Below are 25,312 nucleotides of genomic sequence, written 5' to 3' on the forward strand. Positions count from 1 at the left end.
GTTTTAGAGTTTTAAATCTTCTGGTGCAATTCCTGTAAATAATTCAAGAACTTTAAGTTTAAAGATGTAATCGTATTTACTGCGCAGTAGACTGCTTTGCGCATTAGTCAATTGTGTTTGCGACTGGTTAAAGTCAAAGGCATTCATTAACCCAACATTATAACGTTCTTGCGCATATTCATATGCTAGCTCTCTTGCTTCTAATGCTTTTTGAGCACTTTGATAAGTCAGTCTTGAACCTTGAGCATCGTTATATGCTTGATAAATATTTTGTTTTAAATCTAGTTTTGCTTGAGTTTCTTGTAAACGGTTATTCTCTACATTGAGCTTACTGCGTTTAACATTATTAGAAACCGACCAACCATTGAATATAGGAAGGTTTAAACTTAGTCCGTATGATATACCATCGTTTAATGATAACTGATCAAAGAATGCTAGATTTAATCGATCGCTCTCACGAGTATTGTAGTTGAAAAAGGCATTAACTGTTGGAAGCCTCGCACCTTTAGCAATTTTCAAGTCTTGTTCTGCAAGAGCGGTATTTTGCTCTGCTATTTTAATTTCAAAACGATTTTTAGTAGCTGCGTCATAAATACCATCTGCACCTTGATCTAATATTAGTGCCGAAGGATCGCTCAAATCAGGATCTGCAACGTCAAAGTTTTTAAAGTCATCTAAGTTTAAGATTTGTGCAAGAGTGATGCGAGAGATAACCACATTATTTTGGGCTGCAAGGATTTGCTGTTCCTCATTTGCAAATGTAGCTTGTACTTCTAATATATCTCCTCGTGGAAGTGAACCTGCATCTACTAACTGCTGTGTTTGTTCTAATTGCTTTGCAGTTAACTGGTGTTGTGTTTCTAATTGCTTTAAATTTTCTTTATTGAAAAGAACGTTTAAATAACTGTTAGCTACGTTCAATAAAATATTGTCCTCTAACTGCTCTGCACTGTATTGAGTGGCTAGAATATTCATTTTTGCACGTTGATGACGATAAGCGTTACGCATACCATTGAATAACGTTACACCAGAATTAATTCCATAGGACGAGTTACGTGTTGTTTGCGTTTGTAAAACACCAGTAACTACGTTTTGTGTAAGACCTGTATTCCATGAATTACTAGCGCTCGCATTAAGACTAGGTAAAAAAGCACCTAAGGCATCTTTTTTATCTAGTTGTGCTTGCTCAATATTTAAATCTGCCTGCTTTATATTGATGTTGTTTTCTATTGCATAATTCACGCACTCTTGAAGAGTCCATGATTTTGTTTGTTGCGCTTTCGCGAAAGCGAAACTTAAAACCGCAATACTACAGATGATAATTTTTTTCATTCCCATAACTTCCTATATGATATGTATGTGTTTCTATTAAAATGTTACAAAAAAGTTTATCCGCCGTATCCACCACGACCGGTAGGTGCTTTAAGAGCATTCCAAACTTTAATGTTATCACCTTCATTTACTCCAGAAAGGACTTCAACATCGATTCCGTTACTTAATCCTAGTTCTATATCACGTCTTTCAAATTCTTGATCACCGACTGCCACTTCTACAAAAGGTTTTTTAGTTTCTGGATCATATTGAACTAGAGCTTCTTTAATACTTAAAACCTGATCTCTTTTATCCAGTATTATACTCGCATTTGCACTTAAACCTGCTCTAATAAAGGTGGAGTCTTGGGCTGCTTTAAGTGTTCCTTTTATCGCAAATTGAATGGCTCCATTCTCTGCGATACCTTTAGGGGCAACATAATCTAGCACGGCATCAAATTTCTTATTATCAAAAGCTCCCACGGTAATCTCTAATGGCAGACCTTCTTTAATTTTACCTACTTCACTTTCATCTACCTTACCTTCAAATATCATTTTATTAACGTCTGCAATTACTGCGATAGATGTTCCTTCATTAAAGTTGTTTGCCTCGATAACTTGATTACCTTCTTTTACCGGTACATCCAGCACCATACCAGATACAGTAGCGCGTATAGCGGTTTGTGCATAATTACCCAATCCTGCGGTAGTTCCTGTTCTAATGATATCATAATTCTGCTGTGAACTGGTAAGATTTACTTGTTCTTGCTTTAAACGTTGAAGTGCGTTATTGTAAGCATTCTGTGCCAGATCAAATTCATTTGCAGCGATAACTCCTTTATCAAAAAGAGTTTTCTGTCTGTTATAGATAGCTTTTTGATTATCTAAAGCAAGTTTTGCAGTTTCTACAGCAGTTCTAGCTCCAGAGATATTGTTTTTTGCATTAGTTAAAGAGGAAACATTAGGCACGACTTTAATGTCTGCTATTAAATCTCCTGCCTTAACAAAGTCACCTGCCTCTACATGGATTTTATCGATCACTCCAGAAATATTAGGTTTAATATTCACCTCTTCTTTAGGTACAATACTACCTGTAGCGACTGTTTCTTTGATGATCGTCTCCTTAGTAGGCTGCTCAGTAGTATAAGTGATAGGGTCTTCTAAATCTTTTTGATAGATGTAAAAAATCCCTGCTGTTGCAAGTAGCAGTATGATGATCAATGTAATTACGGTTCCTGTACGTTTCATTATGGTTACTTAGTTATTAGTCGGTTCTTAAAGCGTCTACTGGTTTCATTTGAGTAGCACGTGATGCTGGTATAAATCCAGCGAGTAATCCTGCGATGATTAAAATGATAAGCGCGATGATAATCACGGTAATATTTACACTAGGATTTGCAAAGTTTTCTACGGGTCCACTTTGATCTAATATATAATTCATGACCCAAATTAATCCTGCAGCAGCAGCAATACCTGCTAATCCAGAGACAATGGTTAACACTAGTGATTCTTGTAAGATTTGTGATTTGATATCCCATGGCGATGCGCCTAAGGCACGGCGTACACCTATCTCATTAGTACGTTCTTTTACCACTATAAGCATGATATTACTGATACCTATTCCTCCAGAAAGTAGAACCAGTGCGCCTACAAAATAGCCTACAAAACCTAAAATATCGAAAAGCCCAGTAAAGCGAGCAAAAATCTCTGCTTTATCAAAGTTCCCAATCGCTCTTTGATCATCTGGATGAACACCTCGTTGTTCTCTCATTATAGATAAAACCTGAGGCTTTAATGAGGTGATACTTGTGTGATCATATGCCGTGATAGCCATCCAACCTACATTATTCCCTGTATTAAATGCGTTTGCAAAACTGGTGAATGGTATAAATATATTGTTTGCCTCTTCTTCACTATCACCTTGTGTATTGGGATTTTGAAATACACCGACTACTTTAAAGTTGACTCCATTAATTTTAATATAGGTCCCTATAGGCTCTTCACCGATATCGTATAAAGATTTAACAACATCAGTTCCTATCACTGCGGTTTTCATTTTTGCATTGATATCAGAATAGTTGATCCATCTACCTTTAATGATATCCATATATTCTTGGTGAATATATTCTGGATAATCACCATAGATTCCAAAGGCACCAGTCTTCTCGTTTCTAGTTACATTATTAGCACCACGGAAACCGCCTAACTGTAATCTAGGCGACACATATTGCAATGCAGGAATATTTTGTTTGAGCGCTTCAACATCTTCTAATTTAAATTGTACAGGACGACCTTTATTAAGACCTTTATAAGCCATTGAGGTACTTTGTCCCCACATGAACATAGAGTTTGTCGCTCCGTTTGCAAAACCGGTGGTTACACCTGTCCTTAAGCCATTTGTTAGTGCTAACAACGCTACTAAAATGAATATTCCCCAAAATACTCCAAACGCAGTTAAAAATGTACGCAGCTTATTAGCATTAAGTGCTTCAAGTATTTCATTCCATCGATCTCTACTAAACATATTACTCGTCTCTTAAGGCTTCTATGGGTTTAATATTTGCAGCTCTTCTAGCTGGTATAAAACCTGCTAAAGCACCAGCAACTATTAATATAATGACCGTGGTTATGGATGTTACAAAATCAACTTTAGGATATTTAATGAAGTCTGCTTCAATTTGAGGACCTACTAACTCCAGTAAACCAACCCCAAAAAACAATCCTATCAATCCCGCAAGACTCGTTATAAAAATAGCCTCTTGTAATACCATCCATATAATTTCTGAAGGCAATGCTCCTAAAGCTTTTCTGATTCCTATTTCTTTGGTACGCTCTTTAACGATAATAAGCATTATGTTACCTACTCCTACTACACCTGCAATAATAGTTCCTATACCAATAAACCAGAACACCGCTCTAATGGTATCTATTAAACCATAAATTTTCTTAGCTTCTTCAAGTGTATCGTTAACTCTCACAGCGATTCGATCATCTGGCGCAACACTAAATCTAGTACGCAAATCTTGATCAATGCTTTGAGACATTGCAGCGCTCAACGCAACCGCTTCATCAAAACTATCACTCATTTTAACTGTATAAGCAATGCGGTTGATATTTTCTCCAGCGTTAAATACTTTTTGAGCGGTGGTCATAGGAATAAACAATCGTGTCTCCTCTCGTGTACCACCTGGATCTGTATAAACACCAACTACCGTAAAATTAATATTATTATTGAGTATAATAGTTTCTCCTACAGCCTCTTCGTCTCCAAACAAATCTTGTTTCATCTGATATCCTAGTAGACCTACTTTACGCGAACCATCTATATCTGAATTATTTATAAATCGCCCGCTTACTAATGTGGCATTTTCAATAAATTGTTGATCTGGGAAAGCTCCTTCAATACGATAGCTTCCTTGCTTTTCTTTATAATTTATCTGTCCACCCCATGTGTTATATAAACTCGTTTTATATTCAATCTGATCCTCATATTTTTGATTCAAATTTTCATAATCCTTATTAGTCATTTGAAGACGACGACCAGGATTAAGACCCTTAAACCCTTTTGTAGTTACTCTAGTACTTACCTGAATACGGTTTGTTGCATCACTTTCAAATTGTGATTTCACACCATTCTGTATACCAGATGAAAACCCTAGTAAAATGACTAAAATGAATATCCCAGATGCGACAGAAAGGCTCGTTAAAAATGTACGCAATTTATTCTTACGTATGGTTTCAAAAATCTCTTGCCAGCGTTCGATATTAAACATGCGACAATGCTTTAACCTGATCAACCATAGTATCATCTATGATTAAACCATCTTTAAGATTTACAATACGCTTAGTCATTTGAGCGATGTCAGGCTCATGCGTTACGATAAGAATAGTACGACCTTCTTCATTAATACCTTGAATAAGGTCCATGACCTCGTAAGAAGTTTTAGTGTCTAAGGCTCCTGTAGGCTCATCTGCCAGTAATACTTTAGGATCACTAGCCAGTGCTCTCGCAATTGCTACACGTTGTTTCTGACCACCAGACAATTGATTAGGTAAGTGATTAGCCCAGTCTGCTAGACCTACCTTTTCAAGGTAATGCATGGCACGCTCATCACGTTCTTTACGACCTACTTTCTGATAATACAACGGTAAGGCCACATTATCTATAGCGTTCTTATAATTAATTAGATTAAACGATTGAAAAATAAAACCTAAGAATTTATTGCGATACTGTGCCGCAAGCTTTTCATTAAGGTTTTTAATAGGGACTCCATCTAATGTATAACTTCCATGATCTGCTTCATCCAGCATACCTAAAATATTAAGTAAGGTAGATTTACCAGATCCTGAGGAACCCATTATAGATACTAACTCACCTTCTTTTACAGAAAAATTAATTCCCTTAAGTACGTGAAGTGAGTTATTTCCTGTGCTGTAGGATTTATGCAGGTCCTTTATTTCAATCATGGCTAGTGTTTCTAAACGAGCTATAAAGCAAGCTTAATTACTAAGACCCTAAATTTCATAAGATGTTACAGCAATAAATGATAATTAAATGTTAATTCAACTTTTTTTAGTCGTTGAACGATAAACGAGATAAATGATCCCACCTACTAAGATATATGGGAAAATCATTAAATACGTGATTCCATTATTCAAGCCTTCAGCAGCTTTAGTATCTCCACCACTTTCAATTACTGCACGACACATAGCACATTGCGCTTTCGCGAAAACGGAATAAAAAAGGACGATAAGAAATAATAATATTTTTTTCATCTCTAATAATATGGATACATGAATAAATAAACCAAAACACCTGTAATTGCAACATACATCCATATAGGAAATGTCCAACGAGCAATTTTCTTATGTTTTTCAAATTTTTGAGTCCAGGCAAAATACATGGTATATAACACTAAGGGTAAAATGATACCTGACAGCACGATGTGTGTTAATAAGATAAATAAGTAAACAAACCTGAACGACGCATCTTCTGGATATGGCACTGGCTCATTACTGATTTTGGAAATCACATAGCTCACTAAAAATATCGCAGATAGAACAAAAGCTGTAGTCATCACTTTTCTATGTGCCGTTTTGTTTCCAGTTTTAATTAACCTAAAACCCGTAAATAATAATAGCGCAGTCATTCCATTAATCACTGCGTGAAATAGAGGAAATAATCCTGACTCAACACCTAGGAAGTTATACCTCTCTGGCATTAACATCAATAGCACCACCACAAGAGGTACTAATATTGATATGGTTATTATAATTGCCGGTCCTTTCTTTTCTAGCGTACTCATAATTACTTATTTAAAAGAGTTTGTGCGTCTTCTATAATTTCTTTTAATTGTGGTGCAATACCATTTTCTTCCACACCATTATATACCATCATCCAATTGCCATAGGCATCTTTGCGAGAACGTATTTTGCCTTCTCTATCCACTAAAGCAAAATTACCACTATGCTCAAATTTTATTAGGCTGTCTTGACTTTCTCCCACATAAGCACTGAAGCCTTCTCTTGCGAGCTTAAAAGTAGCCTCTTTATCTCCACGAGCAAAGTGCCATAATCCGTCTATAGCATCATGACGATCTGCATAATTTTTAAGGACTGGTTGTTTATCATAATCTGGATCTATGCTCACGGACAAAATCTTGAAATCGGGATGGCTTTTCAATTCATCTTGAACCGTTTTTAAATTATGACTCATAGGTGCACAAATAGTAGGACAAGATGTAAAGAAAAAATCTACTATATAAACTTTTCCTTTCAAGGATTCATTGGTAATGGTATCACCATTTTGATCTACAAATTCAAAATCAGGAACTGTATTAAATTTTTTAAGAAATTTATCTGCCACTGGCGCTCGATCTTCAGAGCGGTTACTATCCACGACTTTATCTTTATTGATGTAGTGTACTACGTTAGTTACCGCAAAATAACCAAATATGAGGATGATTATCCCTAGCCCTATGTAATATGGAGTATCCTTAGACTTACTCATCTTCTTGAATTTTTTGATCTCTATTTTTTTTGAAAGCAAATCGATATTCTGCAAGTAATACACGCATATCGTCTATCATTCTTTTATTGAGTTGTGCTGCTGTTCTTGTATTATAACCATAAACAACACCATCTTCTTCAATATCATCATCATCACGACCTCTCAAGTTTCTATCGACATCTATCACAAAGGCATAATCTGATGATAAATCAGTATTTAAATAACCATCTGTTTTAAAACTGCTATAAAGAGCCTGAACTTGTTGATGGTTACCTTTTAAAAAGTGCCAATCCTGCAGATCGGTTGTTTCACCCATTTGCTCTACAATTTGCTCTATATCATCCACACCAGATTCTGGAATTATACTGATCATTTGAAAAGTATTGAAGCCGTGGAATTTCTTGTATATTTTCTCATTAAGGTTAGAGACGTAACCTAAACGTTCATAAGGGTTATCTCCTAAAAAAGTAATGATTGTAACACTATCCTTAAGTTGTGTTGCCGTTCCTTGAATTATTTCAAATTGATCAATTTCCTGCACATTTTCTGTAACAACAGGTAATGTCTCAAAGTGATGCTCACCATTAAGAAAGAAGAGGTATGCTACTAAGGGCAGAGCAAACAAAACCACAATAACGAATTTTTTAGAAAACTCGCTGGTTTGTTTAATTCCTTCGGCCTTTGGAAAATCTGACATATTAAGGTATAAAAAAGGACGGAAAAACCGTCCTTAATAATTTATTCAATTAGTATGCATTAGAAGTCAAAACTTACAGCTGCATTTTTATAAACTTGGTAAATATATTCTCCTTCTACAAGTAAAATTGCAATAAGGTATATTATTAAGAATACTCCTGTCCATACTACTGCGCGACGCAATCCACTTACTTCATCTCTCATGTGCATGAAATCCCAAGTAATGTAATACGCTTTTACTAAAGTAAGAATGATGAATATCCAATTTAATATTTTCAATCCTAATATATGACCGTTTAAAGAGTCAGGTTTAATATAACCTAAAGCAACCTCAACGATTGTTATTAAAGAAAGAAATATAAGTACACCCCAAATTTTTTGAGTGTTAGATTTGAACTTTACAAGACCTCTAAAGATCTCTAATTTGTGTTCTGCGTGTCCGTCAGTATGTGCTGCGTGATCTGCCATTTTAATGTCTTAAAAAATTATACTAGGTAGAAGAATGTAAATACAAATACCCAAACTAAATCTACAAAGTGCCAGTAAAGACCAACTTTCTCTACCATTTCATAACTACCTCTTCTTTCATAAGTACCTAATAGTACATTGAAGAAAATAATTAGATTAAAAAGAACACCAGAGAATACGTGGAAACCGTGGAATCCAGTGATAAAGAAAAAGAAATCTGCAAATAGAGGTGCTCCATATTCGTTTTCAGAAAGATTTGCTCCTTCTACCACGCCTACTGCTTGATTATTTAGTTTAAACAAAGACTCTTCTCTAGATAAAAGTAACTTCTCTGAGGCACCTGTCTTCTCATTAACAATAAGTTGTTGTGTTCTGATTCTTAAATCAGGATTTGCAGCAAACCCTTTTCTCACCTCATCAATTGTGTAAGTAGAACCTATCGGATCATCTGATTGATACCAGATACCTTCATTATTACCTAATGCCTCTACAGGACGTTCTCCTACAGTCACAAATTCGTTTAAGGCTACACGAGAACCTTCGGAATCAGTAAATTGAAGAATCTTTCCTCCTTTAGTTTTTACGGCACCATATTCTCCATTAATAAAGTTTTTCCATTCCCATGCTTGTGAGCCTACGAATATTAAACCACCGATAACGGTAAGTAATAAATAGAAAGATACTTTTTTCCTATCCATGTGGTGACCAGCATCTACAGCTAGAACCATCGTCACCGATGAACCAATAAGGATAAAGGTCATTAAGGCAACATAGAACATAGGTGCATCAGTCCCATGCATAAACGGGAAGTGATTAAACACCTCATCTGCGATAGGCCATTCTTCTATAAATTTAAATCTTGAGAAACCGTAAGCGGCAAGAAATCCTGAAAAGGTCAATGCATCCGATAGGATGAAAAACCACATCATCATTTTACCATAACTAGCCTTGAGAGGATTTGATCCACCACCCCAAGTTTGCCCTTCGGTACCAGTAGGAGCTACTGTTGTATCCATAATCTTTAATTAAAAATAATGTGCTGCAAAAGTACTCTAAAAAATGTCTTTAGCAAACACTAAAAATAATAGTAGATATATCCATAACACATCTACAAAGTGCCAAAATACGGCACCTAATTCGAAACCTAAAATTTTTGTTGGAGAATATTTTCCTTGCAACACACGTATAGTCATGACTAGCAACGCAATAAGCCCTGCAGCGATGTGAGCTAAATGGGCTACAACAATCACATAAATGAATGATGCATTCACACTACTTCCTTCTCCGGTTAAAAATATTTTTTCATTTACTAGACTATCAAAGCCTGCAAATTGCATAAAAACAAAGGTGCTTCCCAGTATAAAAGTAATAACTGTAAGTATAGTTGCTCCTTTTTTGTTGTTATTAAGAATAGCTTTTTTTGCAAAAAATAAGGTTAGACTACTCAACAAAATAACTCCAGTACTCCAGAAAAACTCTTCAGGTAATTCTATCTCAACCCAATCCTTACGACCACGACTTACAACATAAGCACTTGTAAGTCCTGCAAACATCATAATTAGACTTACAATACCAAACCACATCATTTGTTTTTTGGAACGTGCAATTTTCTCATCGTGCGTTAATTCTATCTCTTCCATCGTTTATCTTAAAAATTTATCAACCACATAGATGATTTGAATCAATGTGATATAACTAACACTAACTAGCATTAATTTTCTTGCAACCTGATTAGTGCGCTCTTTAAAAAGTTTTATGGCATAATATAAAAACCATAAACCCAATAAACCTACTAACACAGCACTTATCCAAGTCATGTATAAGCTACCTGTTACACCAAATGCCGGAATCAGCGATATGGATATTGTCCAAACCGTATACCAGATTATCTGCACAGCAGTACCTTTATTTGCTCCACCAGTAGGCAACATTTTAAAGCCACCTGCTTTATAGTCGTCTTCTAGCATCCATCCTATCGCCCAAAAGTGAGGAAATTGCCAAAAAAACTGCAGCATAAACAAAGTACCTGGTTCTATCCCAAAATCACCACTCGCTGCAACCCAACCTAGCATGTAGGGAATCGCACCTGGAAAAGCGCCTACAAACACACAAAGTGGCGTCCTAGTCTTTAGTGGCGTGTAGACTGCCGCATAAAGGATAATACTTAACGCACCAAAAAAGGCCGTTGCAAAATTGATAAGATATAGTATATAAATTCCACTGAATGCCATGATTAAACCATATATCCATGCCGTGGAAACACTTATGCGACCTGTAGGAAGTGGTCTATTGCGCGTTCTTTTCATAAGCGCATCTAGATCCTTCTCTATAATTTGATTAAAAACGTTTGAAGAACCTACTAAAAAATAGCCGCCTACTATGAGCATCAATATAACCTTCCAATCATACACCTCAGCGCCTAAAAAATAACCTGCAATAGAAGAAAACACCACAACTACAGATAATCGTGGCTTTGTAATTTCTATCAAGTTTCTCACCATGCTCGGTGATTTTTCTATGGCATTTACTTCTGTCAAAAAACTGTTTTAAATAGTTGATTTTAAAGGTTTGCAAAGATACCTTACAACAGCTTTGTGGCAAAGGAATTTAAATGCTTTCAAAGATATTTATGATTTATGAAGATTTACGTCTCTACGCTTTCGCGAAAGCGTACTTCTCAAACGCAAAAAAGGAACCCAAGAAGGGTTCCTTTTTTTTATATGATAAGAAGACAAGTTTACTTTTTGCGCTTCAACTTTACAAAGCCTATACCTACAGCAGCCGCTATAGCAAGTGCAATACCTGGTATAGGTGCAGTAGCATCCTCTACATCTGTACCATCTGGAAATCCTGGTTGAGCCATAGCTGTCATGGATAAAGTTAAAAAGGCGATTAAAGCTATTGATTTTATGTTTTTCATTACTTCTGTATTAATAATATTAAAGGGAACTATAGTTAAGAACAATCGCTAATTTAACATATATTAACAAATGGACTTGAAACAAATATACACTTTTCAATAAAACAGCTCAATGCTTATCAAAGATTTATCACATGAAACCTCATAATCATAACGTTAAGGTAATCTTTACATCGATTTTGTTTTATTTTCCTTTAATTATCCCACCACAAAATTCACAATTTTTCCTGGTACAATAATCGTTTTACGGATCTGTTTCCCTTCTAATTGTTGTTGTACTTTCTTATTTCCAAGCACCATTTTCTCTAACTCGTCTTTTGAAACATCTACTGGTAAATCCAGTGTAAATTTCATTTTACCGTTAAAAGAAATAGGATACGTCTTACTACTTTCTACCAAGTGCTTTTCATCAAAAACTGGGAAAGGCACTTCACTTATCGACTCCTTATGACCTAATAATGACCATAATTCTTCAGCAATGTGTGGCGCATATGGCGATACAAGAACAGCAAGTGGCTCTAACACCTCGCGACTGTTACATTTTTGAGCAGTTAACTCATTTACTGCAATCATAAAACTACTTACACTGGTATTAAAAGAGAAGTTCTCAATATCATCTTGCACCTTTTTAATGGTTTTGTGCAACGTCTTCATGCTATCTGGTGATGCTTTCTCTTCACTTACAGAGAATCCATTATCATTATGATAGAGTTTCCATAGCTTTTTCATAAAACCATACACTCCAGTAATTCCAGCAGTGTTCCATGGTTTAGCTTGCTCTAGCGGACCTAGAAACATCTCATACAAACGCAAGGTATCTGCTCCATACTGATCACAAATATCATCTGGACTAACGACGTTGTATTTAGACTTGGACATTTTTTCAGGCTCAAAGAAAAGTGGAATTGATTTCAACTCATCAATTTTATTTAAACCAGAAGAATCATAGAAATACTCAAAATTTTTAGTCGTATGATACTCTTTTAGAAACTTAGTTTTAATCTCAGCATTAACCACATTTGCTATCGGAATATTACCAGATTTTAATATCTCAAAGCACAAGTCGTATTTATCATAGTCTTTATTAAACTCTAATGACATTTTATATTGCTCTTCAAAATAGTTGACTACATCCTGATGTAAGTCACTTAACTTATTAGAGTCTAATAATCCTTTAGCTACTTTTTCATCAATCACTATAATAGGCGGATTCAAATCGATTTTCACTCTATCCTTTAAACTGATAAGTTTTGGTTTTATCATATGCACAAAAGCACTTTCACCCAAAATCATTCCTTGATTGATCATCTTTTGGAAGGGTTCTTTTACGGTGACTTTACCTAGATCGTGTAATAACTTTACCCAGAATCTACTGTACAATAAGTGACCGGTTGCATGCTCGCTACCACCTATATATAGATCTACGTTATTCCAGTATTCTTGTGCTGCTGCAGAAAACATTTCGTTCTCATTATTAGCATCCATATATCTGAACATGTACCATGAACTACCTGCCCAACCTGGCATGGTGTTCAATTCTAGTGGATACACACAATCGCGATCGTCATCATTAGAAACTACTTTATTTTCTACCGTACACCAGCTCCATGTTGTTGCACGACCTAGTGGCGGCGCACCATCTTCAGTAGGTAAATATTCATCTACCTCTGGTAATGCGATAGGCAAGTGCTTGCTATCTATCATTTGTGGCAATCCGTCCTTATAATATACTGGGAATGGCTCACCCCAATAACGCTGTCTAGAAAATACCGCATCACGCAATCTGTAATTGGTTTTTCCTTTTCCAGATCCTACTTCTTCTAATTTCTCAATCGCTGCTGCCATTGCACCAGTCTGATAACTCATTCCGTTTAAGAAATCACTATTACAAAGCGGTGTTTTATCTTTTGCTCCATAAGCCTCTTCAGATATATCCACACCATCAAAAATATTCTTAATCGCTGGCATTCCTTCCTGACCTGCAAAGTAATTGGCAAATGCATAATCACGTTCATCACCACATGGCACTGCCATCACAGCTCCAGTTCCGTAACCTGCAAGCACATAATCACCGATCCATACCGGTACTGGCTCACCACTTAATGGATGCGTAGCATATGCTCCGGTAAACACTCCAGAGATGGTCTTTACATCGGCCATGCGTTCTCTTTCTGATCGTGCCGCTGTTGCCTTTTTATAAGCTTCTACCGCGTCTTTTTGTGCCGCAGTAGTAATTTGATCTACTAGCTCATGCTCTGGAGCAAGTGTCATGAATGTCACTCCGTAGATGGTATCTGGTCTAGTGGTAAAAACATCTATTTTATGGTCATTTAGTTGAAAAGACACCATCGCACCTACCGATTTCCCAATCCAGTTGCGTTGTATTTCTTTGATAGATTCTGCCCAGTCTAATCCTTCCAGACCTGTTAATAAACGCTCTGCAAACGCGCTAATTCTCATCATCCACTGACGCATTTTCTTGCGCACTACAGGATGTCCACCACGTTCTGAAACGCCGTTTACAATTTCATCATTTGCTAGTACGGTTCCTAATGCTGGACACCAGTTTACTTCCGTATCTGCAAGAAAAGTTAATCTATAATCAAGCAATATCTCCTGTTGCTCTTTTTCTGTAAACGCGTTCCACTCTGCAGCTGTGAATTGTCTCAAATCTTCTTCTGTGGCAGCGTTGATGTTGCTGTTTCCGCTTTCGCGAAAGCGAGATTCTAACAAACTAATAGGTTGCGCCTTATCTGCATCATTATCATACCAGCTGTCAAATAGCATGATAAAAATCTCTTGTGTATATTTATAATAATCTGGTGAAGAAGTTCTTACCTCACGATCCCAATCAAAACTAAAACCGATGCGATCCATCTGATTGCGGTATCCGGCAATTTTGTTTCCAGACTTATCTGTTCCACCTTCTATGTTAGTTTTAGTAGTCTCTGCAGGATGTTGACCTGTCTGTATCGCATACTGCTCTGCAGGCAATCCAAAACTATCATAACCCATAGGGTGCAGGACATTAAAACCCTTGTGACGCTTATAACGAGACACAATATCACTAGCAATATAACCTAACGGATGCCCAACGTGTAGCCCAGCACCACTAGGATATGGAAACATATCGAGTGCATAGAATTTAGGTTTATCAGAGTTATTTGTAGCTTTAAAAGTCTTATTAGTAGCCCAATGTTTTTGCCATTTTGCTTCTATAGATTTGTGATCGTAATTCGTCATTTTATAATCTTATGAAAGAGCAAAAATAGGGTGTTTACAACAATGCCGAAACTTATAGCGTTGTAATCGTCAGTAGCTCATTTACTTTATTATTTTTGTGACACGATAAATTCTGTTATTAACTGCATGGCATCACACGAGAGATATCAAAAAAGACGATTATTCAGTTCCTACTTTTGGGTGGTGATTAGTGTATTTCTAGTATTGTTTTTACTAGGGATCATGGGCTTTTTCCTTTTAAACAGCCAGCAGATTGCAGACCACTTCCGTGAGCAAGTACCTATGTCTATTTACTTCAAGGATACTGCAAAAGAAGTAGAAATGCGACAGTTAGAGAAAACATTACAAATGGCAGATTATACTAAAAGCGCCATTTATGTACCTGCAGAAGAAGGTGCAAAAAAACTGGTAGATGATCTAGGAGAAGATTTTATTGCAAACCTAGATGGTTTTAATCCATTACCAAATTCTATTGATGTGCGACTTAATGCAAACTTTGTTACCGATGGAGAGATTGAACAAATCGCCCAAGATCTAGCAGCCAAAGATTATGTGCAAGAAGTGCAGTATGATAAACCACTGGTTTCTTTATTGAATGAAAACGTGAAAAGAATTACCTTTTGGATGCTGGTTATCGCAGGTATATTTGTTTTAATATCTTTCTTATTGATTAACAGCTCCATCAGGCTATCGGTTTATGCAAAACGATTTACTATTAAAACCATGCAAATGGTAGGTGCAACTAAAGGTTTTATACGCAAACCATTTATATGGACTAGTGTAAAACTAGGATTGATAGGCGCTATCCTCGCTTTAATTGCACTGGCAGGTGTGGTTTACTGGATGAATGGATTAATTCCAGAATTAGAAATATTAAAGAATTATGAAATGCTTGCAATCCTTTTTGTAGGTGTATTAGTGTTTGGAGTTTTAATTAGTTTATTAAGTACATTTTTTGCAACAACGCGTTACTTGAACCTAAGGACTGATGAGCTTTATTATTAAATTAGGTTGTTGGGTTTTGGGGTGATTGGTTATCTAGGAAGTTGTAGTTGAAATTAAAAAATGTCAGTTCGAGCGCAGTCGAGAACAGTTTATAAAATATAGTTTAGTCGCACTTCGTCAAGATAGTGTGACCATAAAGAAATAAACATGAAAAAAGGAACAATAAAAGAATCTAAAGGAGAACCATTACATCGCGGTGAAGAATATGACAATGAAAATATAAAACCACGTTTTGAATTCATCTTTAAAAAGAAGAATTACATGTGGATGATTATAGGTCTAGTAGTTATTGTTACTGGATTTGCCTTAATGGCAGGTGGTGGTAGTGATAATCCAGAGGTGTTTAATGAAGCCATTTTTTCATGGCGCAGGATAAGACTTGCTCCTACATTAGTACTTATAGGATTCGGTATAGAGATGTATGCTATACTATTAAATCCAGATAAATAATGGAGTGGTTAGACGCATTAATTTTAGGAATTATACAAGGCCTTACAGAATTTCTACCTGTTTCATCAAGCGGTCATTTAGAATTAGGTAAAGCCATTTTAGGTGACAACTCTGTTCCTGAAGAGAGTCTTCTCTTTACGGTCGTACTTCACTTTGCTACCGCATTGAGCACTATTATTGTTTTTAGAAAAGATATTTTCAATTTGATTGCTGGTATTTTTTCTGGTCAGATGGACGATATGATTTTTGCGGGTAAGATTATCTTATCCATGATTCCAGCGGTAATCGTAGGGCTATTTTTTGAAGAACAATTAGAGGCCTTGTTTAATGGTAATATTGTTTTAGTAGGCTGTATGCTTATTGTAACAGGTTTATTATTATTTCTAGCCGGTAGAGCCAAAAATACTGGTAAAAACATAGGGTGGAAAGACGCTTTACTAATAGGTGTTTCTCAAGCAATCGCTATGTTGCCTGGTATATCACGTAGTGGTGCTACCATTTCAACTAGTGTCCTATTAGGTAATGATCGTACAAAGGCTGCACGTTTCTCTTTTCTAATGGTTGTGCCGTTGATCTTTGGTAAGATAGCCAAAGACATTATGAGTGGCGACATATCGATGGAAAGCAGTGCGAGCATGCCACTTCTTATAGGATTTATAGCAGCATTTATTACTGGATTAATTGCTTGTACCTGGATGATTTCTTTAGTACGCAAAGCAAAACTGCATTACTTCTCATACTATTGTTTTGCAGTAGGTCTCATAGCAATCGCAGCTGGAGTTTTTAACGGTTAAATTAATATGGATCCTAATCAAAAACCCGTTACTAATCCTTATCAAATAGGTCAGGTACTTTTAATTGATAAACCTCTAGGTTGGTCATCTTTTCAAGTGGTGAATAAAATAAGATGGTTGATCAAACAAGAATATGGAATTAAGAAAATTAAAGTTGGCCACGCAGGAACTCTAGATCCGTTAGCTCGTGGACTTCTTATCATATGTACAGGTAAAGAGACTAAGAATATTCATGTGTATCAAGCGCAAGAAAAAGAATATACAGGCACCATAACTCTAGGAGCCACGACACCTAGCTATGATCTAGAAACTGAAATAGACAACCGTTTCCCGTTGAATGATATTACAGAAGAGTTATTAGTAAAGACAACCTCACAATTTACTGGTGATATCATGCAAAAACCACCTATATATTCAGCCATTAAGAAGGATGGCAAAAGATTATATGAACTAGCACGTGCAGGTGAAACTACAGAAATTAAAGAACGTCAGGTAAATGTTCAGGCATTTGAATTGACTAAAATTAAGCTGCCTAAGGTTGATTTTAGAATCGAGTGCAGTAAAGGAACCTATATTAGATCCATGGCACATGATTTTGGAGCAGCACTAGATAATGGTGGTCATTTAAGTACTTTAAGACGCACCGCAATAGGTAATTACCGAGTGGAAAACGCCATGACTCTAGAAGAATTTGAAGCAGATTTTAAGAATATAGAATCTTAAAACACCTTTACAGGAACCTCTAGACTGTCTATAATAGGGACTTCAAAATTAACCATGCCTTTCCCAGCACGTATACTACCATTGTATTTAATATCCACCTTTTGATTTACTAATATTTGTAATGTGGCATCCAGCAAACCTCGCCCTTTTTCTCCATAAAAATCCTTAGGCGACATGGTAGCCTTTAATGGTAAGATAAACTCGTCACTTGCAGGCATCTCAACATCTAAATCCTGATTAATCTCTGCCGTTTTACGACCATTTACATAGACATCAAACTTTGCTTTAGTCAAGTCTAGCCCTACAGGATTAGGATTAAAAAGTACACAATCACCACTAAGCTGCACATTATCTGATGTAGCATTGTTGATTTTTACATTTTTTATCTCTATAAAAACGACCTCTTCATAAGCATCTTGACACGACGTCATCGCAATAAGAATAGAACATAAGAGCAGTAAAGCACGCATAGCATTGAATTTGTGGTAAAGATAGTAGTAGTTATGCTTTCCCGAAAGCGTATTGAAACAACATATTTTTTGCTAACTTTCTAACTTGTAAAAACTTAACCCAACCATCATGAAAAAAACTCTACTCTTATCCTTTTTACTTATCGGATCAACAACTCTATTTGCACAAACGCAAAATGCACTTAGTTTTGACGGAACTAACGACTTTGTCCAAACCACATTCGCAGGTGTAGCTATTACTGCTGACAGGACTTTTGAAGCTCATATTAAAGTTAGCACTAGTGCTCCCAGTAACAATTTATGTATTTTAGATTACGGTACTGGCGCCTCTGGATCTAGAAATACCTTTATGGTTAATACCAATCAAGGTTTATCTTTCTTTTCAGGCGGAACTAATGGTAATTTATCTTCAACTACTGGAGTCATAACAGCAGGGCAATGGGTTCATGTTGCCTTTGTTTTATCTAGTGGCACAGGTTTTCTTTACGTAGACGGTGTTCAAGTTGGTACTGGAAATTTATCTGGTGTTAATACTCCATCAACAGGGAACAGTGTAAGAATAGGTAGACGTGTTCCTGGAGGAAATTTATATTTTTCAGGAGAAATTGACGAAGTTAGAATTTGGAACAGAGCATTATCTACAACTGAAATAGGTGCTAATATGAATACTGAACTTTGTCCTGATGCAACTGGGTTATTGGGTTATTATCAATTTAATGAAGGAGCTGCTGGAGGAACAAACACTTCAGTCACCACTCTTCCTAATATAGTTGCTTCTACAGATGGGACTTTGACTAATTTTGCTTTATCAGGAACTAGCTCAAATTGGGTAGCAGGACCATCTATGGTAACTGCTATTTTAGATGATGAAGTAACTGAAAGTAATGGAGTTTTAACTGCTCAGCAGTCAGGTGCTAGTTACAGATGGATTAGATGTTCAGATGGCGTTGTTATTTCTGGTGAAACTGCTATGACTTTTACACCTACGGCAACAGGATTTTATGCTGGTGAAATTACATTTAATGGGTGTACACAGGTTTCTGAATGTGTGGAAGTAACTACTTTAGGTGAAGAATCATTTCAATTAAATAATCTAGTATTATCTCAAAACCCATCACAATTCTTAAGCTTTAAAGGAGCGATTGATCAAGAAGCTGTTATTTCTATTTATACTATATCTGGCAAGGAATTATTATCGGCTTCATTAAACGATTCTCAAACCATTCAACCTACTATAGCAAATGGTTTATATATGGTAACCGTATCTCAAAATGGAGCTAGCAAAACTTTTAAGTGGATTAAGGAGTAACTGACGTAACTTAACTGATAATAAAAAAGCCAAGTAGAGCACTTGGCTTTTTTAATTGAAACTATATTGAATTCCTCAACTCTTTCATCTGTGCTTCTAGAAAAGCCATTTTATCTTCCATACTATCTGAAAAATCTGGAATACGACGGAAAAACACATAACGTACACGCCATAATTCTTTGAGATCGTTAACAGTAATGGTCTGATCGTCTATATTTTTATGGTCAGCTCTGAGCACAAGGCCATCGGCAGTGACGTATAACCTTCTTAATATAAGTTCGTTTTCTGTAACCGCGAGAACTATAGTACCATTATTAAGCTTCTTCACCACTTTATGAGGTACTTTTTCCCCAACTATAACATCTTTAGGATACAAACCTTTATCGTGGCTGGTCATTTCTAAATTAGTAACCGTATAAGCTCTAAAGTCTTTCTCAGTATTGATAGGCAAGGTCAGACGAGGCATATCATCTATAAAAGATTGATTATCGTAATATTCAAGATAATCATCAGCTAACTTTTCGGTAATACATGGCACTTGAGCAAATTGCTCTCGCTCTAATTCTTCTGGCGTTAAGGTTAAGCGATCATTAAATTTTAATAACTGATTAACCGTTAACTCTGCAGTAAGTATATCATCTATAGAAATGCTAAAATAATTAGCAATTTTAATTATGGTTTCTATTTTTGGTTCGCTACGACCTTCTTCATAAGCACCTAAAGTACCTCTTTTTAAGTCGAATAGGTCTGCAAAAGCCTGCTGACTTAAGCTTTTAATTCCACGTATCTTTTTGATGTTTTTACCGAAAAACGACATTATTTTGCTAATTTTATTTGCAATTAAAAATAATTGTGTATATTTACACTAACAATATTAGCAAAATAGTTTCTATTAAGCTAATATTTTGAGTAATACTTCAGTAATCTAACCAGTTATAACCTAGTTTACTCAAAATTTGAGCATTATAAAACAGTAGGCCGTTGTCATATAATGTATCAAGACCATTTAAAACCAATAACTATAAAAACTTTTAATTATGATACTCTTAATGATTTACGTTGCAGATATCGCACTGCATATTTTAGTGGGATAAGAAGTTCCTTTTTCGTAATATTAAACCTACCAATAAAAACCTATGAATAATTACTTCAGCACTATTAAAGAATACCTATTACAGCTAGATTTTGACATCATCAGAGAAAATCCGCAAGACGGAATCCTAGTGATTGAAAAAGAAAGCGCTGGTGTTAAAAATATGATTTTAGGAATAGCACCACCCATTTTAATCATGGAGCAATACATTTTTAAAATCAATAACAAGAATGAAGAAGTTTTCAAAAGTCTTTTACAAAAAAACCGCGATATCATTCACGGCGCATTTGTGCTAGACGAAAGTGGATCTAAAGTCATCTTTAGAGATACCTTACAAATAGAAAACCTAGACCTTAACGAGTTAGAAGGTACTCTTAACTCATTAAGTTTATTAATGAGTGAGTACTCTGACCAAATTATCAAATTTTCAAAATACTAGATGCATACAATGCATCTAAAAGTAACGGCAGATTGCATCTGCCATAAAAAACTAATATCATGAACATATTTAAAAGAATTTTCAAAATAGGAGAAGCACAAGCTAACAAAGCAGTTGATAATCTAGAAGATCCTATCACCATGACCGAGCAAGGTATACGTGACATGAAAGCAGACCTAAATAAAAGTGTAGAAGCTATGGCGCAAGTAAAAGCACTAGCCATACGTTCTAAAAATGAGCGAGATGAACACGAATCCAAAGCTAAAGACTATGAATCTAAAGCTATGCTGATTCTCAAAAAAGCACATTCTGGCGACATGGCAGTAGAAGAAGCAGATCGTCTGGCTAAAGAAGCACTTGCAAAAAAGGAAGAAGCACAACAACACGCTAACCGTGCGAGTGCTGACACGGAGAAGTTTGATAAAAATGTATCTCAATTAAAAGATACCATTGAGACCATCAAAGGAAACATCACCAACTGGGAAAACGAACTTAAAACGTTGAAAGCACGTGTTAAAGTAAGTGATGCAACAAAAAATGTCAATAAACAAATGGCAGAACTTGATAGCGCAGGAACAGTAAGCATGCTCGAGCGTATGAAAGAAAAAGTCGCACAAGACGAAGCGCTTGCGGAGGCTTACGGAGATCTAGCAAAGACAACCAAGTCGGTAGACGATGAAATCGATGCTGCTGCTGATATGACGGAATCTAAACTTGACGATGATCTAGCAAAGCTCAAAGAACAGTTGGGAATCAAAAAAGATGAAGCATAAGGATGAGCAACATAAATTATAAATGTGTCAAATGCGGTCATCACGATTATGAAACTGGAGAAATGCGAGCTACTGGCGGCACGCTTTCAAAAATTTTTGACGTACAGAACAAGAAATTCTCTTACGTAGCTTGCACTCGTTGCAAATACACAGAATTTTATAAAGCCAGCACAGGAGCATTGAGTAACATCTTTGACTTCTTTACGAGTTAAATTGTCAGTCTGAGCCTGTCGAAGACGATTTATCGTTGATTGACTTTGTTAGCGTCGCACTTCGACAAGCTCAGTTTGACATTAGCTTTTAACCATTAAACACTAACCAACCTTGGAAAACTATTTCAACATATTATTCTCTGAAGTAAACATCACACTTACCGTGTTGTTAATCATTCTCATTCTATACTGGCTTGCTACCATGATTTCAGGTATCGATTTTGACCTGGACATCGATGTGGACGTAGACGTAGATATCGATGCAGATGTTGATCTAGACACTGGTATTGAAGGAGGAAATATGGATTTCCAAGACGTTGCAAATGCTGAAGTTGATCGTGAGCACGTCGTTAATAAACGCACTCGTAAACTCAAGTGGTGGCAAGTCTTTTTGATCTATTTCAATTTTGTAGGTCTACCGTTCATGTTTACGTTTACGTTTTGGATTTTCCTTTGGTGGATGATTTCTGTTCTTACAACATCAATCACAGGTAGTTATGATAACACATTCGGATTTGTAATCGTACTTGCGGCGTTTATACCAGCATTAATTCTGACTAAAATAATCACCACACCTTTCAAATCATTTTTCAAAAACTTGAATAAAGATGGAGACAAAGCAGTAGACTTTTTAGGTCGTGAAGCCTTACTTTTATCTTCCATTTCTGGAGATAAATTAGGAAATGCAGAGGTCATGGCAGATGGTAACTTAATGAGTATCTATGTAAAATCTTTAGATGGATCAGAATTACGCTTTCGCGAAAGCGTGCTCATCATCAAGCGATCCGATGATAAGAACTATTTTTTAGTGAGTAAAGCTTAGAGATTGGAAAAGGAAGAGATAGAGTTGTTTATTGAAAAACTTAACGAAGACAATCTAGAAGAAGATGCTTATCTAGGTTTTTTCAATGTTGATTATGAAGATTATAAATATATAAAAGCAAATCCAAAAGGATTGAGAAGATATGCAGCAAGGCTTTTGCAAATAAGTGTCACAGAAGATTATGAGTACTGGTATATTGATGATAAATTTATAGATAAAAAATCCCATCATCAATTCGATTCAGTAGAGTTAACAAATAAGAATGGGGAAACTATTGAAATAGAAGAACCTAAAACTTCATGGAAAACTCATTTATTAGGAATAGGACTTTATTTATTGTTAACGATAATAGCGATTTGTTTCATTATTGGACTTATTACTGCTATTTCATGGATATTTTGAAATAACAAATGTCAGTCTGAGCTTGTCGAAGAAGATTTAATTAATTAAGAATTTAAAATAAAAATAAACCAAACAAAAACTATGGACGGAACATTAGGAATCATTGTAACAGGAGTAGGAATCTTTCTATTTCTTGTAATTGTTTACTTCGCTATCATCGCGATGTTTTACAAAAAAGTACATCAAGGACAGGCGCTGGTGCGTACTGGTTTTGGAGGTACTAAAGTGGCTACGGATAAAGGACTTTATGTCGTACCAGTATTCCACCGTGTGGAGACTATGGATATTTCTGTAAAGAAAATCCAGATTGAACGTATGGGCGTAGAAGGACTGATCTGTAAAGACAACATGAGAGCCGATATTAAAGTAGCGTTTTTCGTGCGTGTCAATAATGAAGTAGAATACATTAAAAAAGTAGCTCAAACCATAGGTGTAGCTCGTGCATCTCGTAAAGAGACACTTGAAGACCTATTTGAAGCAAAGTTCTCTGAAGCATTAAAAACCGTAGGTAAGAAATTTGAATTTATCGATTTGTATGAAGCACGTCGCGAGTTTCGTGATGAGATTGTGGACATTATCGGTACAGACTTAAATGGTTACACACTTGAAGATTGTGCGATTGACTTCTTAGAGCAAACCAGCGTTTCTCATTTAAAAGCTGACAATATCTTAGATGCTGAAGGTATCAAGAAGATTACAGATCTTACTGCTGCACAAAACATTAAAGCAAACCTGATCAAGCGTGATGAGGAAAAGGTAATACGCAAGCAGGATGTTGAAGCTCGTGAAGCGATTCTAGAACTAGATAAACAACTGGCCGAAAAAGAAGAGCAACAAAAACGTGAGATTGCAAACATCAAGTCTCGTGAAGATGCTGAAACACTAAAAGTAGCTGAAGAAGAAAGACTTAAGTCAGAAACAGCTCGTATCGCTACTACAGAAAAAGTTCAGGTTGCTGAAGAAAACATGCAACGTCAGATCATCATTGCAGAGAAAAATAAGCAACGTACTAACGCTGTAGAAACAGAACGTGTGGAAAAAGACCGCATGCTGGAACTTACCGAGAGAGAAAGAGTCGTGACTCTAGCTCAAATCGAGAAAGAAAAAGTAGTAGAGGTTGAGAAAAAGAACATTCAAGATGTCATTAGAGATCGCGTGGTGCTTGAAAAAGGTGTGGTAGAAGAGCAAGAAAACATGAAAGATATCGAGGCTTTCAAAACTGCAGATCGTGCTAAACAAGTTGCTATCACAAATGCTGAAGCAAAAGCTCAAGATGATTTAATTAAGGTAACTAAGGCTGCAGAGGCTTCTAAACAAGCTGCAGTTCAAAAAGCTGAAGAAATCAACATAGAAGCACTTGCTCATAAAGAAGCTAGTGAAAAAGAAGCAGACGCTCGTAAGATTCTTGCTGAAGCACAAGCTAAAGAAGAAGCAACTGTAGGTTTATCTGAAGCACAAGTAATGCATGCAAAAGCTGAGGCTAGCGAACGTCAAGGTATTGTAGACGCACTCATCATCCAGAAAAAAGCTGAGGCTGAAGCAAGCGGTATCGCTGCAAAAGCTGAGGCTAAACGTAAGGACGGACTTGCAGAGGCTGAGGTAATCAAAGAAAAAGCCCTTGCAGATGCTGCTGGTATCGAAGAGAAAGCTGAAGCAATGAAGAAACTAGATGGTGTAGGTAAAGAACATGAAGAGTTTAAACTACGTCTAGATAAGGAACTTCAAGTAGACCTAGCACAAATCAATATCCAAAAAGATATTGCAGACGCACAAGCGCAAGTAATAGGAGATGCATTGAAAGCGGCTAAGATTGATATCGTAGGTGGCGAGACTATGTTCTTTGAACAAATCATTGGTCAAATCACTAAGGCAAAAGGTTATGACAGACTCGTAAATCATTCTGAGACAGTATCTGAAGTAAAAGATGCCATTTTAGGAAGTGATGATGTAAAGGGAAATTTACTGGATAAAGTAAAAGACTTTGCAGACAAGTATAACATCAGCTCTGAGGACATCAAGAACCTGAGTATCGCAAACATTTTGAACAACCTACACGGTAAATCAAATGATGGTGATGAGAAAAACATGCTGAGCAACTTGTTGAACATGGCAAAAGGTATGGGACTTTCTGGTAAAAAGCTGGGAGATATCTAAGGATATTTTTTGAATGCT

28 protein-coding genes are annotated in these 25,312 nt (G+C 36.2%); 11 read left to right on the forward strand and 17 right to left on the reverse strand.

The window, feature by feature from the left end; translation table 11 throughout:
• Positions 1–3: 3 nt before the first annotated feature.
• The 15 genes from R1T42_RS10910 to R1T42_RS10980 all read right to left on the reverse strand — a co-directional run bounded on the left by R1T42_RS10910 (position 4) and on the right by R1T42_RS10980 (position 14,647).
• The gene (locus R1T42_RS10910) at positions 4–1,332 is read right to left on the reverse strand and encodes a TolC family protein (protein ID WP_317290349.1); all 1,329 of its coding nucleotides are present in this window, start codon (positions 1,330–1,332) and stop codon (positions 4–6) included.
• Positions 1,333–1,388: 56 nt separating this feature from the next.
• On the reverse strand, positions 1,389–2,558 hold the full coding sequence (locus tag R1T42_RS10915; protein WP_036583700.1) for an efflux RND transporter periplasmic adaptor subunit: 1,170 nt from the start codon (positions 2,556–2,558) through the stop codon (positions 1,389–1,391).
• Positions 2,559–2,574: 16 nt separating this feature from the next.
• The gene (locus R1T42_RS10920; RefSeq protein ID WP_317290350.1) at positions 2,575–3,834 is read right to left on the reverse strand and encodes an ABC transporter permease; all 1,260 of its coding nucleotides are present in this window, start codon (positions 3,832–3,834) and stop codon (positions 2,575–2,577) included.
• Between the two features lies 1 nt (position 3,835).
• On the reverse strand, positions 3,836–5,083 hold the full coding sequence (locus tag R1T42_RS10925; protein WP_036583695.1) for an ABC transporter permease: 1,248 nt from the start codon (positions 5,081–5,083) through the stop codon (positions 3,836–3,838).
• Complete coding sequence (locus tag R1T42_RS10930) at positions 5,076–5,777, reverse strand: ABC transporter ATP-binding protein (RefSeq protein WP_036583693.1); 702 nt, start codon at positions 5,775–5,777, stop codon at positions 5,076–5,078. The genes R1T42_RS10925 and R1T42_RS10930 overlap by 8 nt, the downstream gene beginning before the upstream one ends.
• Positions 5,778–5,873: 96 nt before the next feature.
• Positions 5,874–6,086: a hypothetical protein gene (locus R1T42_RS10935; protein ID WP_042294971.1), complete on the reverse strand. Its 213-nt coding sequence runs from the start codon at positions 6,084–6,086 to the stop codon at positions 5,874–5,876.
• 2 nt (positions 6,087–6,088) lie between these two features.
• On the reverse strand, positions 6,089–6,616 hold the full coding sequence (locus tag R1T42_RS10940; protein WP_036583688.1) for a DUF420 domain-containing protein: 528 nt from the start codon (positions 6,614–6,616) through the stop codon (positions 6,089–6,091).
• 2 nt (positions 6,617–6,618) lie between these two features.
• Positions 6,619–7,320 (reverse strand): SCO family protein, encoded by a 702-nt coding sequence (locus R1T42_RS10945; RefSeq protein ID WP_042269059.1) that lies wholly within the window; start codon positions 7,318–7,320, stop codon positions 6,619–6,621.
• Positions 7,313–8,017: a membrane or secreted protein gene (locus R1T42_RS10950; RefSeq protein ID WP_317290351.1), complete on the reverse strand. Its 705-nt coding sequence runs from the start codon at positions 8,015–8,017 to the stop codon at positions 7,313–7,315. Before R1T42_RS10950 ends, R1T42_RS10945 begins: the two co-directional genes overlap by 8 nt.
• Positions 8,018–8,076: 59 nt before the next feature.
• Positions 8,077–8,484: a cytochrome C oxidase subunit IV family protein gene (locus R1T42_RS10955; protein ID WP_036583682.1), complete on the reverse strand. Its 408-nt coding sequence runs from the start codon at positions 8,482–8,484 to the stop codon at positions 8,077–8,079.
• 17 nt (positions 8,485–8,501) lie between these two features.
• Entirely contained in the window at positions 8,502–9,500 is a 999-nt protein-coding gene (locus R1T42_RS10960) for a cytochrome c oxidase subunit 3 (protein WP_317290352.1), read from the reverse strand.
• A gap of 36 nt (positions 9,501–9,536) precedes the next feature.
• Positions 9,537–10,124: a cytochrome c oxidase subunit 3 gene (locus tag R1T42_RS10965; protein ID WP_317290353.1), complete on the reverse strand. Its 588-nt coding sequence runs from the start codon at positions 10,122–10,124 to the stop codon at positions 9,537–9,539.
• Positions 10,125–10,127: 3 nt separating this feature from the next.
• Positions 10,128–11,021 (reverse strand): heme o synthase, encoded by an 894-nt coding sequence (cyoE, locus tag R1T42_RS10970; protein ID WP_394805708.1) that lies wholly within the window; start codon positions 11,019–11,021, stop codon positions 10,128–10,130.
• Between the two features lie 200 nt (positions 11,022–11,221).
• On the reverse strand, positions 11,222–11,404 hold the full coding sequence (locus tag R1T42_RS10975) for a hypothetical protein (RefSeq protein ID WP_317290354.1): 183 nt from the start codon (positions 11,402–11,404) through the stop codon (positions 11,222–11,224).
• Between the two features lie 198 nt (positions 11,405–11,602).
• Positions 11,603–14,647 (reverse strand): leucine--tRNA ligase, encoded by a 3,045-nt coding sequence (locus R1T42_RS10980; protein WP_317290355.1) that lies wholly within the window; start codon positions 14,645–14,647, stop codon positions 11,603–11,605.
• Between the two features lie 126 nt (positions 14,648–14,773).
• Between R1T42_RS10980 and R1T42_RS10985 the strand changes: the two genes are divergently transcribed.
• The 4 genes from R1T42_RS10985 (at position 14,774) to truB (ending at position 17,619) form a co-directional block, all read left to right on the forward strand.
• Entirely contained in the window at positions 14,774–15,652 is an 879-nt protein-coding gene (locus R1T42_RS10985) for a cell division protein FtsX (protein WP_042244830.1), read from the forward strand.
• Between the two features lie 147 nt (positions 15,653–15,799).
• Complete coding sequence (locus tag R1T42_RS10990; RefSeq protein ID WP_081927612.1) at positions 15,800–16,102, forward strand: DUF3098 domain-containing protein; 303 nt, start codon at positions 15,800–15,802, stop codon at positions 16,100–16,102.
• On the forward strand, positions 16,102–16,896 hold the full coding sequence (locus R1T42_RS10995) for an undecaprenyl-diphosphate phosphatase (protein ID WP_317290356.1): 795 nt from the start codon (positions 16,102–16,104) through the stop codon (positions 16,894–16,896). Before R1T42_RS10990 ends, R1T42_RS10995 begins: the two co-directional genes overlap by 1 nt.
• A 6-nt stretch (positions 16,897–16,902) precedes the next feature.
• Complete coding sequence (gene truB / locus R1T42_RS11000) at positions 16,903–17,619, forward strand: tRNA pseudouridine(55) synthase TruB (RefSeq protein WP_317290357.1); 717 nt, start codon at positions 16,903–16,905, stop codon at positions 17,617–17,619.
• Here the strand turns inward: truB and R1T42_RS11005 are convergent.
• Positions 17,616–18,089, reverse strand: coding sequence for an LEA type 2 family protein (locus R1T42_RS11005; protein WP_317290358.1), 474 nt, complete (start codon positions 18,087–18,089; stop codon positions 17,616–17,618). The two genes, truB and R1T42_RS11005, sit on opposite strands and share 4 nt — an antisense overlap.
• Positions 18,090–18,198: 109 nt before the next feature.
• On the opposite strand from R1T42_RS11005, the gene R1T42_RS11010 reads away from it, so the two are divergent.
• Positions 18,199–19,398, forward strand: a complete 1,200-nt coding sequence (locus R1T42_RS11010) for a LamG-like jellyroll fold domain-containing protein (protein ID WP_317290359.1) — start codon at positions 18,199–18,201, stop codon at positions 19,396–19,398.
• Positions 19,399–19,459: 61 nt separating this feature from the next.
• Here the strand turns inward: R1T42_RS11010 and R1T42_RS11015 are convergent, their stop codons facing one another.
• On the reverse strand, positions 19,460–20,215 hold the full coding sequence (locus R1T42_RS11015) for a helix-turn-helix domain-containing protein (protein WP_036583657.1): 756 nt from the start codon (positions 20,213–20,215) through the stop codon (positions 19,460–19,462).
• Between the two features lie 319 nt (positions 20,216–20,534).
• On the opposite strand from R1T42_RS11015, the gene R1T42_RS11020 reads away from it, so the two are divergent.
• From R1T42_RS11020 to R1T42_RS11045, 6 genes are all read left to right on the forward strand, one after another.
• Positions 20,535–20,930: a type III secretion system chaperone family protein gene (locus tag R1T42_RS11020; RefSeq protein WP_036583655.1), complete on the forward strand. Its 396-nt coding sequence runs from the start codon at positions 20,535–20,537 to the stop codon at positions 20,928–20,930.
• Positions 20,931–20,989: 59 nt separating this feature from the next.
• Complete coding sequence (locus tag R1T42_RS11025; RefSeq protein ID WP_317290360.1) at positions 20,990–21,703, forward strand: PspA/IM30 family protein; 714 nt, start codon at positions 20,990–20,992, stop codon at positions 21,701–21,703.
• Positions 21,704–21,705: 2 nt separating this feature from the next.
• Positions 21,706–21,915: a zinc ribbon domain-containing protein gene (locus R1T42_RS11030; protein WP_081866592.1), complete on the forward strand. Its 210-nt coding sequence runs from the start codon at positions 21,706–21,708 to the stop codon at positions 21,913–21,915.
• 112 nt (positions 21,916–22,027) lie between these two features.
• Complete coding sequence (locus R1T42_RS11035) at positions 22,028–22,738, forward strand: OB-fold-containig protein (RefSeq protein ID WP_317290361.1); 711 nt, start codon at positions 22,028–22,030, stop codon at positions 22,736–22,738.
• A gap of 3 nt (positions 22,739–22,741) precedes the next feature.
• The gene (locus R1T42_RS11040; RefSeq protein ID WP_317290362.1) at positions 22,742–23,140 is read left to right on the forward strand and encodes a hypothetical protein; all 399 of its coding nucleotides are present in this window, start codon (positions 22,742–22,744) and stop codon (positions 23,138–23,140) included.
• An 81-nt stretch (positions 23,141–23,221) separates the two neighbouring features.
• Positions 23,222–25,294, forward strand: a complete 2,073-nt coding sequence (locus R1T42_RS11045) for a flotillin family protein (protein ID WP_042294990.1) — start codon at positions 23,222–23,224, stop codon at positions 25,292–25,294.
• Positions 25,295–25,312 lie beyond the last annotated feature (18 nt).

It is taken from the genome of Nonlabens ulvanivorans, assembly GCF_032922765.1.
Lineage (GTDB): Bacteria > Bacteroidota > Bacteroidia > Flavobacteriales > Flavobacteriaceae > Nonlabens > Nonlabens ulvanivorans.